Origin of the sequence: Cupriavidus campinensis (assembly GCF_905397395.1) — a bacterium.
GTDB lineage: Bacteria > Pseudomonadota > Gammaproteobacteria > Burkholderiales > Burkholderiaceae > Cupriavidus > Cupriavidus campinensis.
This window is the reverse complement of sequence record NZ_CAJPVH010000018.1, coordinates 71964-87499: the sequence shown is the minus strand read 5'-3', so window position 1 is coordinate 87499 and position 15536 is coordinate 71964. Positions and strand designations below refer to the sequence as shown.

Annotated in this window: 14 protein-coding genes; 6 read left to right on the top strand and 8 right to left on the bottom strand. The window is 65.1% G+C overall.

Annotated features, from left to right (window positions below):
• Nucleotides 1–3 precede the first annotated feature (3 nt).
• The 5 genes from KHO18_RS13010 to KHO18_RS12990 form a co-directional block, all read right to left on the bottom strand.
• Entirely contained in the window at nt 4–1575 is a 1572-nt protein-coding gene (locus KHO18_RS13010; protein WP_211943324.1) for an MFS transporter, read from the bottom strand.
• 47 nt (nt 1576–1622) lie between these two features.
• Complete coding sequence (locus KHO18_RS13005; protein WP_144195301.1) at nt 1623–1871, bottom strand: hypothetical protein; 249 nt, start codon at nt 1869–1871, stop codon at nt 1623–1625.
• Complete coding sequence (locus KHO18_RS13000; protein ID WP_211943323.1) at nt 1864–3417, bottom strand: efflux transporter outer membrane subunit; 1554 nt, start codon at nt 3415–3417, stop codon at nt 1864–1866. The genes KHO18_RS13005 and KHO18_RS13000 overlap by 8 nt, the downstream gene beginning before the upstream one ends.
• Before the next feature lie 205 nt (nt 3418–3622).
• The gene (locus KHO18_RS12995) at nt 3623–5035 is read right to left on the bottom strand and encodes an amidase family protein (protein ID WP_144195305.1); all 1413 of its coding nucleotides are present in this window, start codon (nt 5033–5035) and stop codon (nt 3623–3625) included.
• Nucleotides 5032–5952, bottom strand: a complete 921-nt coding sequence (locus KHO18_RS12990; RefSeq protein WP_186296736.1) for an alpha/beta fold hydrolase — start codon at nt 5950–5952, stop codon at nt 5032–5034. The genes KHO18_RS12995 and KHO18_RS12990 overlap by 4 nt, the downstream gene beginning before the upstream one ends.
• Before the next feature lie 214 nt (nt 5953–6166).
• On the opposite strand from KHO18_RS12990, the gene KHO18_RS28680 reads away from it, so the two are divergent.
• Nucleotides 6167–6265, top strand: a complete 99-nt coding sequence (locus KHO18_RS28680; RefSeq protein ID WP_322791030.1) for a hypothetical protein — start codon at nt 6167–6169, stop codon at nt 6263–6265.
• Nucleotides 6266–6285: 20 nt separating this feature from the next.
• On the opposite strand, the gene KHO18_RS12985 is transcribed toward KHO18_RS28680, so the two are convergent.
• The 3 genes from KHO18_RS12985 to katG all read right to left on the bottom strand — a co-directional run bounded on the left by KHO18_RS12985 (nt 6286) and on the right by katG (nt 10530).
• The gene (locus KHO18_RS12985; protein ID WP_144195308.1) at nt 6286–6672 is read right to left on the bottom strand and encodes a hypothetical protein; all 387 of its coding nucleotides are present in this window, start codon (nt 6670–6672) and stop codon (nt 6286–6288) included.
• A 157-nt stretch (nt 6673–6829) separates the two neighbouring features.
• The gene (locus KHO18_RS12980; protein WP_144195309.1) at nt 6830–7828 is read right to left on the bottom strand and encodes a hypothetical protein; all 999 of its coding nucleotides are present in this window, start codon (nt 7826–7828) and stop codon (nt 6830–6832) included.
• Nucleotides 7829–8277: 449 nt separating this feature from the next.
• The gene (katG, locus tag KHO18_RS12975) at nt 8278–10530 is read right to left on the bottom strand and encodes a catalase/peroxidase HPI (RefSeq protein WP_144195310.1); all 2253 of its coding nucleotides are present in this window, start codon (nt 10528–10530) and stop codon (nt 8278–8280) included.
• 279 nt (nt 10531–10809) lie between these two features.
• Here katG and KHO18_RS12970 point away from each other — a divergent pair, with 279 nt between their 5' ends.
• The 5 genes from KHO18_RS12970 (at nt 10810) to KHO18_RS12950 (ending at nt 15528) form a co-directional block, all read left to right on the top strand.
• Entirely contained in the window at nt 10810–11283 is a 474-nt protein-coding gene (locus tag KHO18_RS12970; protein WP_211943322.1) for an aminoacyl-tRNA deacylase, read from the top strand.
• Nucleotides 11284–11431: 148 nt separating this feature from the next.
• Nucleotides 11432–12484 carry an alpha/beta fold hydrolase gene (locus KHO18_RS12965; protein ID WP_144195312.1) on the top strand — a complete coding sequence of 351 codons (1053 nt, stop codon included), beginning with the start codon at nt 11432–11434 and terminating at the stop codon, nt 12482–12484.
• Nucleotides 12485–12693: 209 nt separating this feature from the next.
• Nucleotides 12694–13401, top strand: a complete 708-nt coding sequence (locus KHO18_RS12960) for an SDR family NAD(P)-dependent oxidoreductase (RefSeq protein WP_144195313.1) — start codon at nt 12694–12696, stop codon at nt 13399–13401.
• A 91-nt stretch (nt 13402–13492) separates the two neighbouring features.
• On the top strand, nt 13493–14410 hold the full coding sequence (locus tag KHO18_RS12955) for a LysR substrate-binding domain-containing protein (protein WP_144195314.1): 918 nt from the start codon (nt 13493–13495) through the stop codon (nt 14408–14410).
• A 14-nt stretch (nt 14411–14424) separates the two neighbouring features.
• Entirely contained in the window at nt 14425–15528 is a 1104-nt protein-coding gene (locus KHO18_RS12950; RefSeq protein WP_144195316.1) for an NAD(P)H-dependent flavin oxidoreductase, read from the top strand.
• Nucleotides 15529–15536 lie beyond the last annotated feature (8 nt).

The window sequence follows — 15536 nt, the reverse complement described above, 5'->3', positions numbered from 1 at the left end:
CGACTAGTTTCGGTTGGTCTTTGGGGTCAGTAGTGGGGGCTGCATGTATTGCAGGTTCAACACCAACGGGATCAGGAGCAAGGCAAGCGCGCCGAGGATAAGATAACAATCCGCGATTCCCAGCACTGTCGCCTGTTGATTCACGAATTCGGCAAGTTCCGCCAGTCCATGTTCGATTGCGCCCTCGCCTCCCGCTATTCGATGCCTTGCGTCGGCGGTACCAGTCATCGCCCGGTCGAGCAACACGTTGCCATGGAAGTGCGCCCGCACTGCCAGCAGGTGTCCAACGAGCGCCGATCCGCCGAGGGTTCCCAGCGCGCGCAGCGTATTCACAATGCCGGAGACAAACGGCCCTTCCATAGGTTGAACGACGCTTGTCGAAAGGAACAACACGGAAACTACCGCCATCGGTTGCCCGAGTGCCTGTAGCACCTGGACGGCAACGAAATCCGCCGCATTCCAGTCTGCAGTTACGCGCCAGCCAAGCAGGCAGGAAATTGCGATGCAGGCCAGCCCCAACGCGAAGACGCACCTCGCATCGACCCACTGCTTATAGAGCAACATCGACACCATGGGGCCGAGCACAAGCTGAGGAAGCCCGAGGATCGCACCAATGACGTACAGGTTTTCCGGCCTAAAATGCCATCGTTCCAGCAGATAGTCCATGGGCAACAGGGAGCCCGACAGCATCACGATCAGCATGACGAAGAAAATGGTGAACCCTAATCCGAGATTTCGTCTGTAGAGAAGCTGGAAGCGCATGAATGGAGTTGGGTGAAACCATTCGCTACAGACAAACACCGTCAACATCGGGATGCCCGCACTCAGTAGGGAACGTATCAGTCCGCTGTCGAGCCAATCGAGTCGCTCCCCTTGCCCCAGTGCGATGGCGACCAGCGCAAGTCCGGCTGGTCCGGTAAGCAGCCCTATCACGTTCACTTCGCGCCAACGCTCGAGACGCACTGGATCCTGAGGGATTCCCCAGGCCACCGCAAGCATGGAAAAAGCGGCGAGGGGTAACACCTGGAGATACAACATGGAGACGATCGACAATTGATCTGTCCAGATTGCGGCCAGCCAGACAGCAAGGTTCGGCGAGAACGTTGCAGTCAGTGCGTACAGCGCCAGACCGTACAGGCGCAGTGGCAACGGAAAGAAGCGCAGCGCGCCGGCCATGAGAACCGGTATGAGAAGGCCTCCAAAGAACCCTTGTGCGCCGCGCAGGAATACCAGCAGGGGCAACGAATGAATGAACGGAAGCAGCAGCGCCAGCAGCGAAAAGACCGCGACTACTGCAATGTGGTAACGACGGAATGAGAACGTCACCGACAGCCATCCGGAGATCGGCATCGCGGCCAGCTCGCACGCGGCGTAGATCACCGTGATCCAGGAACCATCGTCAGACCCCGCCCCAAGTGGGGCGCGCACGTCCAGGAGCGCAACGGCAGCGACGCGCCCGTTAAGCCCCGACATGATGGCTGCGACAAGAACACCAAGCATTCCCACGAACAGACGCGGGCCGAATGGATGCGCAACAGGCGGAGAGGCCACGGGGGATGGATGCGAAGAAGCCATGGGAAACGCCGGGTTCAGAATCATTGGTTGAGAGAGATTTCGCGCCGTCACGATCCGCCCTGCCTGCGGGCCGCGAGTTCCCCTTCCCGCATCGCCGATTCCCGGCTGGAGGCCGTGCCGCGCGCTGCGCAGCCCAGCCCGTCATAGGTTTCTATCTCCCAGCACCACAGCAGGTTGAACTCGTCTTGCCACACACACAGTCGACGATGGTGCACACTGAACACCGCGCCGTCGAGATCGAGGATCCAGCATCTCACCGCGTCGTCGTGGACTTCACGCCAGCTGACGTCAGTCATGTGCCGTTACCCCCGCAGGCGGCCTTTCCACAGAAGTCACGCCGGCCTCGGCCTGAAGATCCCAGCCACCGCCTAGTGCCTTGTACAGCCCCACGACAGCAACCGCTGCGCTGCGCCTTGCCGCGATCAGGTCCTGCTGATTTTTCAACACATCACGCTGGGAAACGAGGACGGTAAGATAATCCGAGGCGCCCTGTTCATAGCGGCGCTGCGCCGTACGATAGGCAGTCTGGCTTTCGCTCACGGCAGTCTGGAGCGATTGCTGCTGCGCGTGACTGCTGCCGATCCAATCCAGTGCATCATCCACTTCGTGCCAGGCCTTGAGTACGGTCGCCTGAAACGCGATAGCGCTTTCCTGTTGTTGGGCCTCCGTCAGCGCCAATTGCCCCTTTAGTCGTCCGCCCTGGAATATCGGAAGGTTCAGCACCGGTCCGAGTACGAACTGGCGTGACCCCCAGTCCGCAATATTGCTGAAGTCGAGCGCTTGCATGCCGAAGCTGCCGGTCAGGCTGATCGACGGATAGAAGCTCGCCTTTGCAACGCCAATCTTTGCGGTAGCTGCGTGCAGTCGCGCTTCGGCCTCGAGAATATCCGGGCGGCGGTGCGCAAGGTCGCCCGGCCGGCCGACCGGCAGAACCGCCGGCGGTGCGGGGATGGCGAGCGGCGCTCCCAATTCCCTTTCCAGACTGCCCGGCTCCCGAGCTAGCAGGAGCGCGAGCGCATTCATCAACGTGCGTGCCTTTGTACGTAGCGGCGGGAGCGACGACGCTACGGCGGCCAACTGGGCGCCCGCGCTCGCCGCGTCGAACCGGGTTCCCACGCCATTGGACTCGCGGCTTTTGGCCAGTCGCAATGTGTGCTGCGCGAGCGTGCGGTTCTCTATCGCAACCGCGAGTTGCTGCTGCGCCTCGCGGAGATCCAGATACGTGCGCGCCACCTCTGCCGCGAGCGACACTTTCATCCCTTCGACCGCATATTGGTTGGCCTGCAACGAAGCCAGAGCGGCTTCCTTCGTTCGCCGCGCGCGCCCCCAAAGGTCGATTTCCCAGCTCGCCGTAAGCCCGTACTGCCACAAGTTATACGGAGCCGGTCCGCTGCCTTGTTCGAGCGAGGCAGTCCCGAAGGGATCCGTACCGCTCGCGGCTTCGGGCTTCGGCTCGGGCTCGCCTGTCAATCGCAGGATCCCGTTTGCGCTCGCCATTTCACGCAACCCCGACACGCCTGCCGCCGCCTGGGGCAGCGCGACAGATCCGGCAATGCCGACTTGCGCCCGGCTCTGTTCCACCCTCGCCGCCGCGGCTTTCAGGCTCAAATTCTGCGCAGCCGCCTCACGCTCCAGACGACTCAGGACCGGATCGCCGAAAAACGTCCACCAGTCTGGGGAAAACTCGTCCGCCGACACGGCGGGTTGGTCCGGGGCACCGCGCTGAACATGGATGGGAGGCGAAACCACTGGCGGCGCAAAGTCAGGGCCGACCGCGCATCCCCCAACGGTGATGCAGCACAGGGCGACGATGAGTCGCCTCGTGTTAATAAAGAAGCACATGGCAAGGATTCGAGCGAAACTTGCCGCAAAAATACCATGGGTATGCGGATACCACCGGTATCCATAAGGCGTATTGTCTACGTATTAGAGATAGTGCGACCGAGGAGCACGGGAGTCGAGTGCCCCCCGAATGCAAGGGCAGGATGCCCGTGGATGCCTATTTCGACACGATGGAAACCGCGCGGCATCGTGTCGTGAAGCGCGCCTAAGCGCGGGGCGATGAGCACGGATCGACCGGAGAAGCCGGCGTGCCGCGCGCTTCGATCGCCTTCCCTGCCAGCAGGCACAAGTCCTCCCGGAAATGGCTGGCGACGATCTGTACGCCGACAGGCACCGAGCCGACCAGGTTCGTGGAAACGACGAGTCCCGGCAGCCCCATTGCTGGCAGCGCCCGCATGGTCAGCTGCGCTTCCCAGACCCGCTGGAAGCCCGCCTTGCCCTGCATGTCGAGTCCGTCCGGGAACGGTAGCTCGCCCGAGACGGGCAGCAGCAGCACCGGGTATCTGGCAAGGAATGCGCGCCAATGACGCGTCAGCGTGGTGCGGCGCACCAAGGCGCTGTTGACAACGTCAGCCGGCATCGCACTCACCTTGGCACGCACGCCCTCGACCACGGCCCGCGCGCCGGGGTCGCCATCCCGGGTAACCGCGTCGACCAGCGCCGGGAATCCGTCGCCGAGCCACAGTCGCTCCTGAACTTCGGCCGCATCACGGATCAGCGACGTGTCGTCGATCTCCTCGACGGCCCAACCCGCGTCCACCAGCCGCCGCGCCGCATCAAGCAGCGCAGCTTCCACTTCCGGGGCGATCTCCATGCCACCGGGCCGTAGACAGAGCGCCGCCCGCAACGCCGTTTCGGGACCCCGCAGCGGCACAGGCACCCACCAGGGATCGCGCACATCGGGCGCGGACATGGCCGTCAGCGCAACCTCAAGATCCTCCACCGTACGTGCCATGGGCCCTGTTGCGGACATCAACTGGGCGCCGATCGGACGCTCCGGCAAGGAGGCATTGAAAGCCGGCACCCTGCCGAACGACGGCCGCAGCCCGTGGATGCCGCATGCGTACGCCGGGTAGCGGATAGAGCCGCCGATATCGGTGCCCAGGGCGATACACCCGATCCCCGCGGTCACCGCCGCCGCCCCGCCACCGCTCGATCCTCCCGGCGTGAGTGCAGGATTACGCGGATTGCGTGTATGACCATGGACCCGGTTGTCGGTAAACCAGCGCAGCGCAAACGTGGGCGAGTTGCTGCGGCCAAGCAGGACGGCGCCCGCGCGGGCAAGGTTGTCGACGGCCGGACTATTGTGCTGCGCAACCAGTCCCTCCTGCAGACGTGTGCCATTTGTCGTCGCGAAGCCCGCGTGATCGGTATTGATCTTTGTGGTGACGGGTACGCCCGCCAACGGTCCCGGGTCCTCACCGCGTGCCAGCGCCGCATCAACGGCATCCGCCTGCGCCAGGACCAACTCCGGGCGATGTGCGACCACTGCGTTGATCAGCGGGTTAACGGCGTCCAGACGCTCGAGCGCAGACGTTGCTGCCTCGCGGGCAGACACCTCGCGGCGCCGGATGCGCGAGGCCAGTTCAGTTGCCGACAGTCGCCATAGTTCAGTCACGATCCCTCCCTGCCATTCAAGGCGGAAAAAAGCAGACCAGCGCGGCTGGCGTTTTTGCCCGCGAAGTAATTCGCCATCACGTCGATGAACGCCCCCGGCGTCTCGGAGAACGGAAAGTGGCCCGCCTCATCGAACTCCACCAGCACCGCGCCCGGGATGCCGCGCGCAATGGCGCGGCTGGCGCGGGGCGGACACACCCAGTCGTACTTGCCGACCAGCACAAGGGTTCGGGCGGCCACCCCGCCCAGCAGAGGCCGCAAGTCGTAGGACGGCGCAATGACCGTCATGAAATGCCGCATCATGTCGACCGAAGCGATGCTGAGCGCGGTGAGCGCCGGGGGCACGTCCATGTGCGCTGGCGCCGCATAATAGGGGCCCACCTCGCGAAAGAATGCCTCGACGCTTTCGGCGGTAATGTCGCCGGAAAACACGCGGGCCGCCACCGCCATGGTTTCGGGCCCGGCGCGCGAGGCCAGCGTTGGCGCTGGTTCTTCGCTGTCGTCCATGATCGGCTGCACGGTTGGCGAACTGCCGCAAAGCACCAGCCCCCGTACCAGCGCCGGATGGCGCAGCGCCAAATGCATGGCGACGAAGCCGCCGGCCGAATGGCCAAACACGTGCACCCGCCCCACGCCGAGATACGCGCACAACGCCGCGACATCATCGGCCATCTGTTCGAGCGTGCAGGTCTCCAGCGGCGGGCGCCCCGAACGCCCTTGCCCACGGAGATCGACATAGATCAGTTGCGCTTGATCGCGCAGCGCGGACAATCCCGGCTTCAGGTAGCCATGGTCGAAGCCAAGGCCGCCGTGGATTACCACCAGCACCGGCTTTTCCACCAGTGCGCCCTGCTCCGGGCGAAACCCCTCGCCATCCACATCAAAAAAGAGCTCGGTGCCGTTAAGCGTGGCCTGCATGTGCATCCTTACAGTCGTTGCTGATAGACGTACACAGCTTGACGATTATCGACACATCATCTTGTCGGGATAGACCGAATTATTTGCAATTGCATCGAGATGCTATGCCGGCAGCGTGACGCCGGCCAGCAAACAGAAAATCGCTTCCAGCTGCCTGGCCAGGTCCTCCGGTTCCGCTTCGGTCAGCCCTGCCATCTCTACCACCTGACAAGAGATCGCCGCAGCAGTCGCCTATCTGTGCAGCCGTTATGCCGACTACGTCAGCGGCGCCACGATCCGGGTCGACGGCGGCACGATCCGCTCGGTATCGTGAGACTCCCCTAACCGCCTCCCCTAAGCGCCCTTCGGCAGCGCAGATCCCTTCCGCCGCCGGGATGGCTTTGGCTCCACGCCCACGCGCGCATCCCGCTCCAGCACGCGTGCCACCAGCCAGTCGGCGGTCTCCTCGAACGCCGGATCGGCCTGGGGCACATAGAGCCATTTGCCGAGTACCGGGTGCGGCCGCAACGCCGGCATGTCCGCGATCAGGGCGGCGTGGTGTTCCTGCGAGGTGCACACCAGCAGCCCGTTCCATGGGTCGTCGCGGTCCGCTGCGATCAGGCACAGGTTCCCGTCGAGATAGGCGGCATCGCTGCCGAACATCCGTTTGCGGATGTAGCTGGGGTCCCGCTCGAAGGCATCGAAAATCCAGACAAGCGAGTTGCGGACGGCAGTTGGCATTGGCGTGGGATGTGGGATCTGAGGCGGGCAGGTTTGCCCCGCATAGGCTACCTGAGAATCACCGGGCGGTGATCAGGCTCCCCGTCGCGGGGAGCCCTGCTACGCGTGCGTCTTCAGCGGACGATCAACGGACGATCAACGGACGATCAACGGACGATCAACGGAGGTTCGTCAGCACCTGCGTGTACGTCGTCATGTACGTCGGATTCGAGAAGCCGGCCGCGTACGAATAGTTCGACTGCCACTTGACGATGCGGCCCAGCTCCGGCGCCCACCAGCCCAGGATGGTCTCCTTGTAGGTGGCGTTGCCGGTGTTGCCATTGGGCAGCTGGATATCGTTCGAGTTGGTGTACGTCACCGTGAAGGCGATGCGCAGCGCGTTGAACGTGCCGGCAGGCGTCGTGACGCTTTCATACGCCTGCACATTGCCGACCACCGCGCCCTTTTCGGTGTAACCCATCTGGCAGGCGTAGTTCCACGACCCGGTCCAGCTCTTGCCCACATACAGCGGCATGTCGTAGAGCGCGCGCTTGGGCGAATACGTGCACACATTGCCGTTGGTGTACGTGCGCGACAGGCGGTTGCGATCCAGGTCCTGCACGTAGCTGGTGTCCGGGGCGCTTGTGTCCGCGTTGGCGCTGGTAATGGTCGCCAGCCCGTTGTTCACGGCCGCCACGGTGTAGGCGAGGTTCTCGACGGTCGAGGTGCCATTAAAGCGGACTTGCGTCTCCGCGAACGTCGCCACCTGGCCCACCGTGTACGGCCCGGCGTTGTAGCGCTGCGGCGCCACGGCGATCTTCAGCGTGAACACCTTGGACGGATCGCTGACCTGCGTCGCCGTCAGGTTGATGGAATCGCCCGTAGGGCTGACCAGATTGCCGGACCACTGGGTCTCGGTCAGCACCTGGTTGGTGACCGTCGTCTTGTCGCTCGTGATCACCGCCTGCCAGCGCACCGGCTGGCTGGTTTGCAGACGGATAAAGTCGCTCGATTGCACGCTCAGCGTCGTACTTCCCCCAGCGCCGACGCTGGTGCCCTGTGTGGCGCTGCCGGTGGCGCTCACGTTCAGCGTGCTGCCGCCATCGTCACCGCCACCACAGGCGGCCAGAACCCCGGCCAGCATGACGCAGGCCGCCAGATTTCCCATCCTCTTCATGGATTTCCCCAAAAATTGCTTTGATTTTTCGACTTCTTGGACCCCCGGCATTCCTATGCTGGAATGCGCGGCGGCAGGGATTCTAACGCCGCATGTCCGATTTATGTCTTTTACGACACATCCCTCCGAAGGAGGATTGCCGGCGTCATTCCAAAGGAAGCCCCTGCCGCCAATTCCCATCGACGGAGCGGCAAGGCCCAGGCAGGGCTGCGCCAGCCTACTGGCGCAAACCCGCGTCCAGCCGGTGAAGCAGTGCGTGAAACTGGCCTCTGCCGCGCGCGCGGCTATGGCGCAGGTCGTCATGGTCCAGCAGCGGCGGACCGGGCGCGTTATCCATAGATTTTCGTACTTGTTCGAGTACCTGTCGGATGGACGCGCGAGTATGGCACAGCGGCCACGCCATGCCGGGGCGCCAGACTCTCGTCCGGCGCCCTTCCCGCCTGACTGCCTTACTTCTTCAGGTCGAACCGGTCCAGGTTCATCACCTTGACCCACGCCGCCACGAAGTCCTTGGCGAACTTCTCCTTGCCGTCCTCGCTGGCGTAGACCTCGGCCAGCGCCCGCAGCTGCGAGTGCGAGCCGAACACCAGATCCACGCGCGTGCCGGTCCAGCGGACCTTGCCGGACTTGTCGCTGCCCTCGAACACATTGCGTGACACCGGCTTCCACTGCACGCCCATATCCAGCAGGTTGCGGAAGAAGTCGTTGGTCAGCGTTTCCGGGCGATCGGTCAACACGCCGTGGGCATCCTTGCCGCTCTGCACCTTCAACACGCGCAGCCCGCCGATCAGCGCCGTCATTTCCGGGGCGGTCAGGGTCAGCAGCTGCGCCTTGTCGATCAGCATGGCTTCCGCCGGCGCCTGCACCTTCGCGTCGAGGTAGTTGCGGAAGCCATCGGCCTTCGGCTCCAGGGCGCCCACCGACTCGACGTCGGTCTTGTCCTGCGACGCATCCATGCGGCCCGGCGTGAACGGCACGGTCAGTTTCTGGCCGCCCGCCTCCGCCGCCTTCTCGATGCCGGCGCTGCCCGCCAGCACGATCAGGTCCGCCATCGAGATCTTCTTGCCGCCCGACTGCGCACCGTTGAACTCGCCCTGGATGCCTTCCAGCGTCTTCAGCACCTTGCCGAGCTGATCCGGGTTGTTGGCCGGCCAGTCCTTCTGCGGCGCCAGGCGGATACGCGCCCCGTTGGCGCCGCCGCGCTTGTCCGAGCCGCGGAAGGTAGACGCCGACGCCCAGGCCGTGGACACCAGTTCCGAGACCGACAGCCCCGAAGCCAGGATCTTCTGCTTGAGCCCCGCCACATCCTGGTCATTGACCAGCGGATGGTCCACCGGCGGGATCGGGTCCTGCCAGAGCAGTTCCTCGGCCGGAACTTCCGGGCCGAGATAGCGCGCGCGCGGGCCCATGTCCCGATGGGTCAGCTTGAACCACGCACGGGCGAAGGCATCGGCAAACGCCTGCGGGTCGTCCTTGAAACGCCGCGAGATCTTCTCGTAGATGGGATCGAAGCGCAGCGACAGATCCGTGGTCAGCATCGTCGGCTTGAGCTTCCTGGCCGGATCGTAGGCGTGCGGCACCGTCTCCGGCGCATCCTTGGCGATCCACTGGTTGGCGCCGGCCGGGCTCTTGGTCAGTTCGTACTCGAAGTTGAACAGGTTCTCGAAGAAACTGTTCCCCCACTTCGTCGGCGTATTCGACCAGGTGACTTCCAGGCCGCTGGTGATGGTGTCCGGGCCGCAACCAGTGCCGAACTTGTTGCGCCAGCCCAAACCCTGCAGTTCCAGTTCGGCAGACTCCGGTTCGTCGCCCACGTTCTCGGGGTGCGCGGCGCCGTGGGTCTTGCCGAAGCTGTGGCCGCCGGCGATCAGCGCCACGGTTTCCTCGTCATCCATGGCCATCCGGCCAAAGGTGTCGCGGATGTCGTACGCGGCGGCGATCGGGTCCGGATTGCCGTCCGGCCCTTCCGGATTGACATAGATCAGGCCCATCTGCACCGCGCCAAGCGGATTCTCCAGGTAGCGGCCGGGGTCGGTCCGGCTGACTTCCTGGCCGTGCTTCTGCACGTCAGCCACCAGCACGCCGCCATCGTCATCCTTGCCTGCCGCGCCCTTGCCGTAGCGGACATCGCCGCCCAGCCAGGTCTTTTCATTCCCCCAATACACGTCCTGGTCCGGTTCCCAGGTATCTTCGCGGCCCCCGGCGAAGCCGAAGGTCTTGAATCCCATGCTTTCCAGGGCCACGTTGCCCGCCAGGATCATCAGGTCCGCCCAGGAAATCTTCTGCCCGTATTTCTGCTTGATCGGCCAGAGCAGCCGGCGCGCCTTGTCCAGGCTCACGTTGTCCGGCCAGCTGTTGAGCGGGGCGAACCGTTGCTGGCCACGCCCGCCGCCCCCCCGGCCATCGCCGATGCGGTAGGTGCCGGCGCTGTGCCAGGCCATGCGGATGAACAACCCGCCGTAGTGGCCGAAGTCCGCGGGCCACCAGTCCTGCGAGTCGGTCATGAGTGCCGTCAGGTCTTGCTTGACCGCGGCGAGATCGAGGCTCTTGAACGCCTCGGCATAGTTGAAGCTCTTGTCCAGTGGATTGGACTTGTCCGAGTGCTGGCTGAGCAGATCCAGCCGCAACTGCTGGGGCCACCAGTCCTTGTTGGTGGTGCCGCCTCCGGCGGCATGGTTGAAGGGACACTTTTCGTAAGACATGCGATCTCCTTTGGGGGGTACCCAACGCTAGTTCTAGTCTTTCCGCGTCTACGCTTCCACGTGGGCCTGCCTCGGCAAGCCTGCCGCACACAAAATATAGTTGAGACCCGCCGCCAACCAAATGTGACGATTGCAATCGCTGCGATAGCGGCATGCTATGGGTCACCCCCGCCCACCCCGCCATGCTCGGGTTAGCCCCAACCAAGTGCCGTCCAACGCTTGTCCTATAGTTCCCGTACTCCAGACAACTGTAGCGATCCACGCTCGGAGGTTGCCCTCATGACCATGTCCACCGCCCTGGCAAGGTGCCTGAGCAAGACACAGAGCCGGTACGAGACCGTGCACCGGCACGGCAGCCCCGATGGCACGGCGCCCGCCAGGCCGCTATCGATTCCCGGCGACCGGCTGGCCCGCACGGTGCTGCTGGAGGACAGCCGGGGCTACCTCGCCGTCGTGATCCCCGCCACCCATCACCTGAAACTCTCGGAAATCTGCGAGCAGACCGGCCGCCAGCTGGCCCGGGCGCGCGCGGAAGGCGTGCACGAGGTGTTCCGGGACTGCGACCCCGGCGCGCTGCCCCCGGTAGGCATGGTCTACGGCACGCAGACCTGGCTCGATGACAGCCTGATGACCCATCCCGACGTCTACTTCGAGGCCGGGGACCGCGAGGCCGTGGTGCACATGAGCACCGAGCAGTTCGCCACCCTGATGGCCGGGGCCCGGCGCGGGCATTTCGCCCATCGACGGCTCTAGGGGAGCCCCGGTTTCTGCATCCGCGTGTCAGTCAGGCGTCGCCATATACACAGCGATACAAAAACCGTGCATTCCGACACATGGCACTTGCCATGGCCTCATAGACTTCGTGTCAGTTTCATCACTGACCCGAGGAGAGAGGAACAATATGTCGGAAAAAATCGATTTGCCCCGTCGCGGTTTCCTGGGCGCCGCCGCCGCAACGCTGGCCGCCGCGCAACTGACGCTATCGCAAGCCGCTCAGGCGCAGTCCGCCATCACCAAGGCGGCCGCGCTGCCGGCCTCCAAGCCGGGCAGCCATACCAGCTTCGCCCCGCTCAAGCAGATCCAGGCCGGCGTGCTCAACGTCGGCTACGCCGAAGCCGGCCCGGCCAATGGCCCCGTAGCCCTGCTGCTGCACGGCTGGCCGTACGACATCTACGCCTTTGTCGATGTGGCCCCGCTGCTGGCTTCGCGCGGCTACCGGGTGATCATGCCCTACCTGCGCGGCAATGGCACGACCACCTTCCTCTCGCCGGACACCATGCGCAACGGCCAGCCGTCGGCGATTGCCGCCGACATGATTGCGCTGATGGACGCCCTCAAGATCCAGAACGCCGTGGTCGCCGGCTTCGACTGGGGCGCGCGCACCGCCGACATCATGGCCGCGCTGTGGCCGGACCGTTGCCGGGGCCTGGTCTCCGTGAGCGGCTACCTGATCGGTAGCCAGGCGGCGGGCAAGGTGCCGCTGCCGCCCGAAGCCGAGCTGCAATGGTGGTACCAGTTCTACTTCGCCACGGACCGTGGCGCCGCCGGCTACCAGAAGTACACGCACGACTTCGCCAAGCTGATCTGGAAGCTGGCCTCGCCGAAGTGGGATTTCGACGACGCCACCTTCAACCGCAGCGCCACCGCCTTCAACAACCCCGACCACGTGGCCATCACCATCCACAACTACCGCTGGCGGCAGGACCTGGTCAAGGGCGAGCCGAAGTTCGACGATCTCGAGAAGCGCCTGGCCACGGCGCCGACCATCAGCATCCCGACCATCACCATGGAAGGCGACGCCAACGGCGCCCCCCATCCCAAGCCCAGCGCCTATGCCAGCAAGTTCACGGGCCGCTACGAGCACCGCGACCTGACCGGCGGCATCGGCCACAACCTGCCGCAGGAAGCGCCGGTGGCCTTCGCCCAGGCTGTGCTGGACGTGGACAAGCGCTAACAGCGCTAAGAATCACTGCAGTTCCCTCCCTAAGCGCGCGTCCGGCTCCCCGCCGGCGCGCGTTTTTTTTGCCGTCCACCCCCCCGTCCTCCTGACTTGTTCCCGCCGCGCAAAACTGTTGATGTGGGCGATGCCTTCTTCGTTGGGGCCGGCTCTACTAGATTTGAGCCCAAGGCAAACACGCCTAACCCCTACCAGGAGAATCTGAAATGTCCTCGCAAAAAGTTGTCATCGTGACTGGCGCATCCCAAGGCATCGGCGCCGAATTGGTCAAGGCCTACCGTGAGCGCGGCTACCGCGTGGTGGCCACGGCGCGCAATATCAAGCCGACCGACGATCCCGATATCGCCATCGTCCCCGGCGACATCGGCGACCCCGACACCGCCCGCCGCGTGGTGGCCAAGGCGCTGGAAGCCTTCGGCCGCATCGACTCGCTGGTCAACAACGCCGGCATCTTCGTGGCCAAGCCGTTCACGCAGTACACCGCGCAGGACTACGCCGCCGTGACCAACGTGAACCTGTCCGGCTTCTTCCACATCACCCAGCTGGCCATCGCCGAGATGGAAAAGCAGCGCAGCGGCCACGTGGTCAGCATCACCACCAGCCTGGTCGATCACGCCATCGCCGGCGTGCCGTCGGTGCTGGCTTCGCTGACCAAGGGTGGCATCAACGCCGCCACCAAGTCCCTGGCCATCGAGTACGCCAAGACCGGCATCCGCGTGAACGCCGTGTCGCCCGGCATCATCAAGTCCCCGATGCATGCGCCGGAAACCCATGACGCACTCGGCGCCCTCCACCCCGTGGGCCATATGGGCGAAATGGCCGATATCGCCAACGCCGTGCTGTTCCTGGAGACCGCCCCGTTTGTGACGGGCGAGATCCTGCACGTCGATGGTGGCCAGAGCGCTGGCCACTAAGGGGCTGGTTACCCCAAGTCATTCCCTTGACTTGACGTTCTTCATTCACGATACTTCATTCGTTTTCATTCTTGTTTGAAGAACGTAAATCGTGGAACTGGCAGAACTGGAGATCTTCCGGGCGGTGGCGCGTGAGCAAAGCATCACACGCGCCGCCAAGCGGCTAGACCGGGTGCAGTCGAATGTGACCACCCGCGTGAAGCAGCTCGAAGAGAGCCTCGGCGTCAGCCTGTTCCAGCGCGACAGCAAGAAGATGTTGCTCACCCCGGAAGGACTCCGCCTGCTCGACTATGCCGACCGCCTGCTGGCGCTGGCCGACGAGGCGCGGCAGTCGATGCGCAGCGATGCGCCAAGCGGCCCGCTGCGGCTTGGTTCGATGGAAAGCTCGGCGGCCACGCTGCTGCCCCGCCCGCTGGGCAGCTTCCACGCCCGCTGGCCGGATGTGGAACTGAAGCTGACCACGGGCACCTCGCAGGCGCTGGTCGATGCAGTACTTGGCCATCGGCTCGACTGCGCCGTGGTGGCGCATCCGGGTAAGGGCGCGCCGGACGACATCGACCTGAAGGACATGGGCGACGGCCTCGACGGCACCTACCTGCAAACCGAGGAACTGGTGCTGGTGCTGCCCGCCACCCACCCGCCGGTGCGCCGGCCGCAGGACGTCACGCTGCACCAGCTGGCTGCCTTCGCGCGCGGCTGCACCTACCGCCAATGCGCCGAAGACTGGCTGGAGCAGGCTGGCGACGACATGCGCCGCCGCCTCTCGGTGATCGACCTGCCGTCCTATCACGCCATCCTGGCCTATGTGGCGGCGGGCTCGGCGGTGGGCATCGTGCCGCGCTCGTTGCTGGCGGTGCACCGCGAAATGGCCCATCTCCAGACCGTGCCGGTCCGCACCGTCCACACTTTCCTGGTGAAGCGCGCCGGCTTCGCCACCTCGGCCTGCACGGCGTTCCTGCGGGAATTGCGGGAAACGCAGCAAGGCCAGTCCCCGTCATCGTCCACCTAACCTGAAGCCCAGCCATGAACTCCGCCGCCCGCAACCTGGTTTCCCTTCTCAACCTCGCCACGCCGATCATCCAGGCGCCGATGGCTGGTGTCAGCACGCCGGCCATGGCCGCCGCCGTGTCCGAAGCCGGCGGCCTGGGCTCCCTCGGGGTCGGGGCGATGGACGCCGAAGGGGCCCGCAAGGCCATCCGCGAGACCCGCGCGCTGACCGCCAAGCCGTTCCATATCAACCTGTTCTGCCACGCCCCGGCCCAGGCCGATGCGGCGCGGGAGGCCGCCTGGCTGCAATACCTGACGCCGCAGTTCGCCGAGTTCGGCGCCACGCCGCCTGCCGGCCTGCGCGAGATCTACAAGAGCTTCGTGGCCGACGAGGCGATGTATCAGATGCTGCTGGAAGAAAAGCCGGCGGTCGTCAGCTTCCATTTCGGGCTGCCGGCGCAGGAGAAGATCGACGCGCTGCGGGCCGCCGGCATCGTCCTGCTGGCCAGCGCCACCTCGCTGCGGGAGGCACGCCAGATCGAAGCGGCGGGCATCGACGGCATCATCGCGCAGGGCATCGAGGCCGGCGGGCACCGTGGCGTGTTCGATCCGGAGGGCGACGACGAAGGGCTGGGCACGCTGGCACTGGTGCGCGTGCTGGTGGCGCGCACCGGCCTGCCAGTGATCGCGGCCGGCGGCATCATGGACGGCGCCGGCATTGCCGCCGCGCTGGCGCTGGGCGCGCAGGCCGCGCAACTGGGCACCGCCTTCGTGGCGTGCGACGAGTCATCGGCAGACGCCGCCTACCGCGCCGCCCTGACCGCCGCCGAACCGCGATCCACCACGCTGACCCGGGCGATTTCCGGCCGCGCCGCGCGGGGCTTCACCAGCCGCTTCACCGCCCTCGGCGTGGCGCCGGGCGCCCCCGCGATTCCCGACTACCCCGTCACCTATGACGCTGGCAAGGCGCTCCACGCCGCCGCCAAGGCCAAGGGCGTCAGCGAGTTCGCCGCGCAATGGGCCGGCCAGGCCGTGCCGCTCGCCCGGGCCCTGCCCGCCGGCGCGCTGGTCGCCCAACTCACCGCCGAACTGCGCCTGGCGCTGGACCGCTTGAGCAGCCTGCGGGCATCGATCGAGTAGTCAAGCAA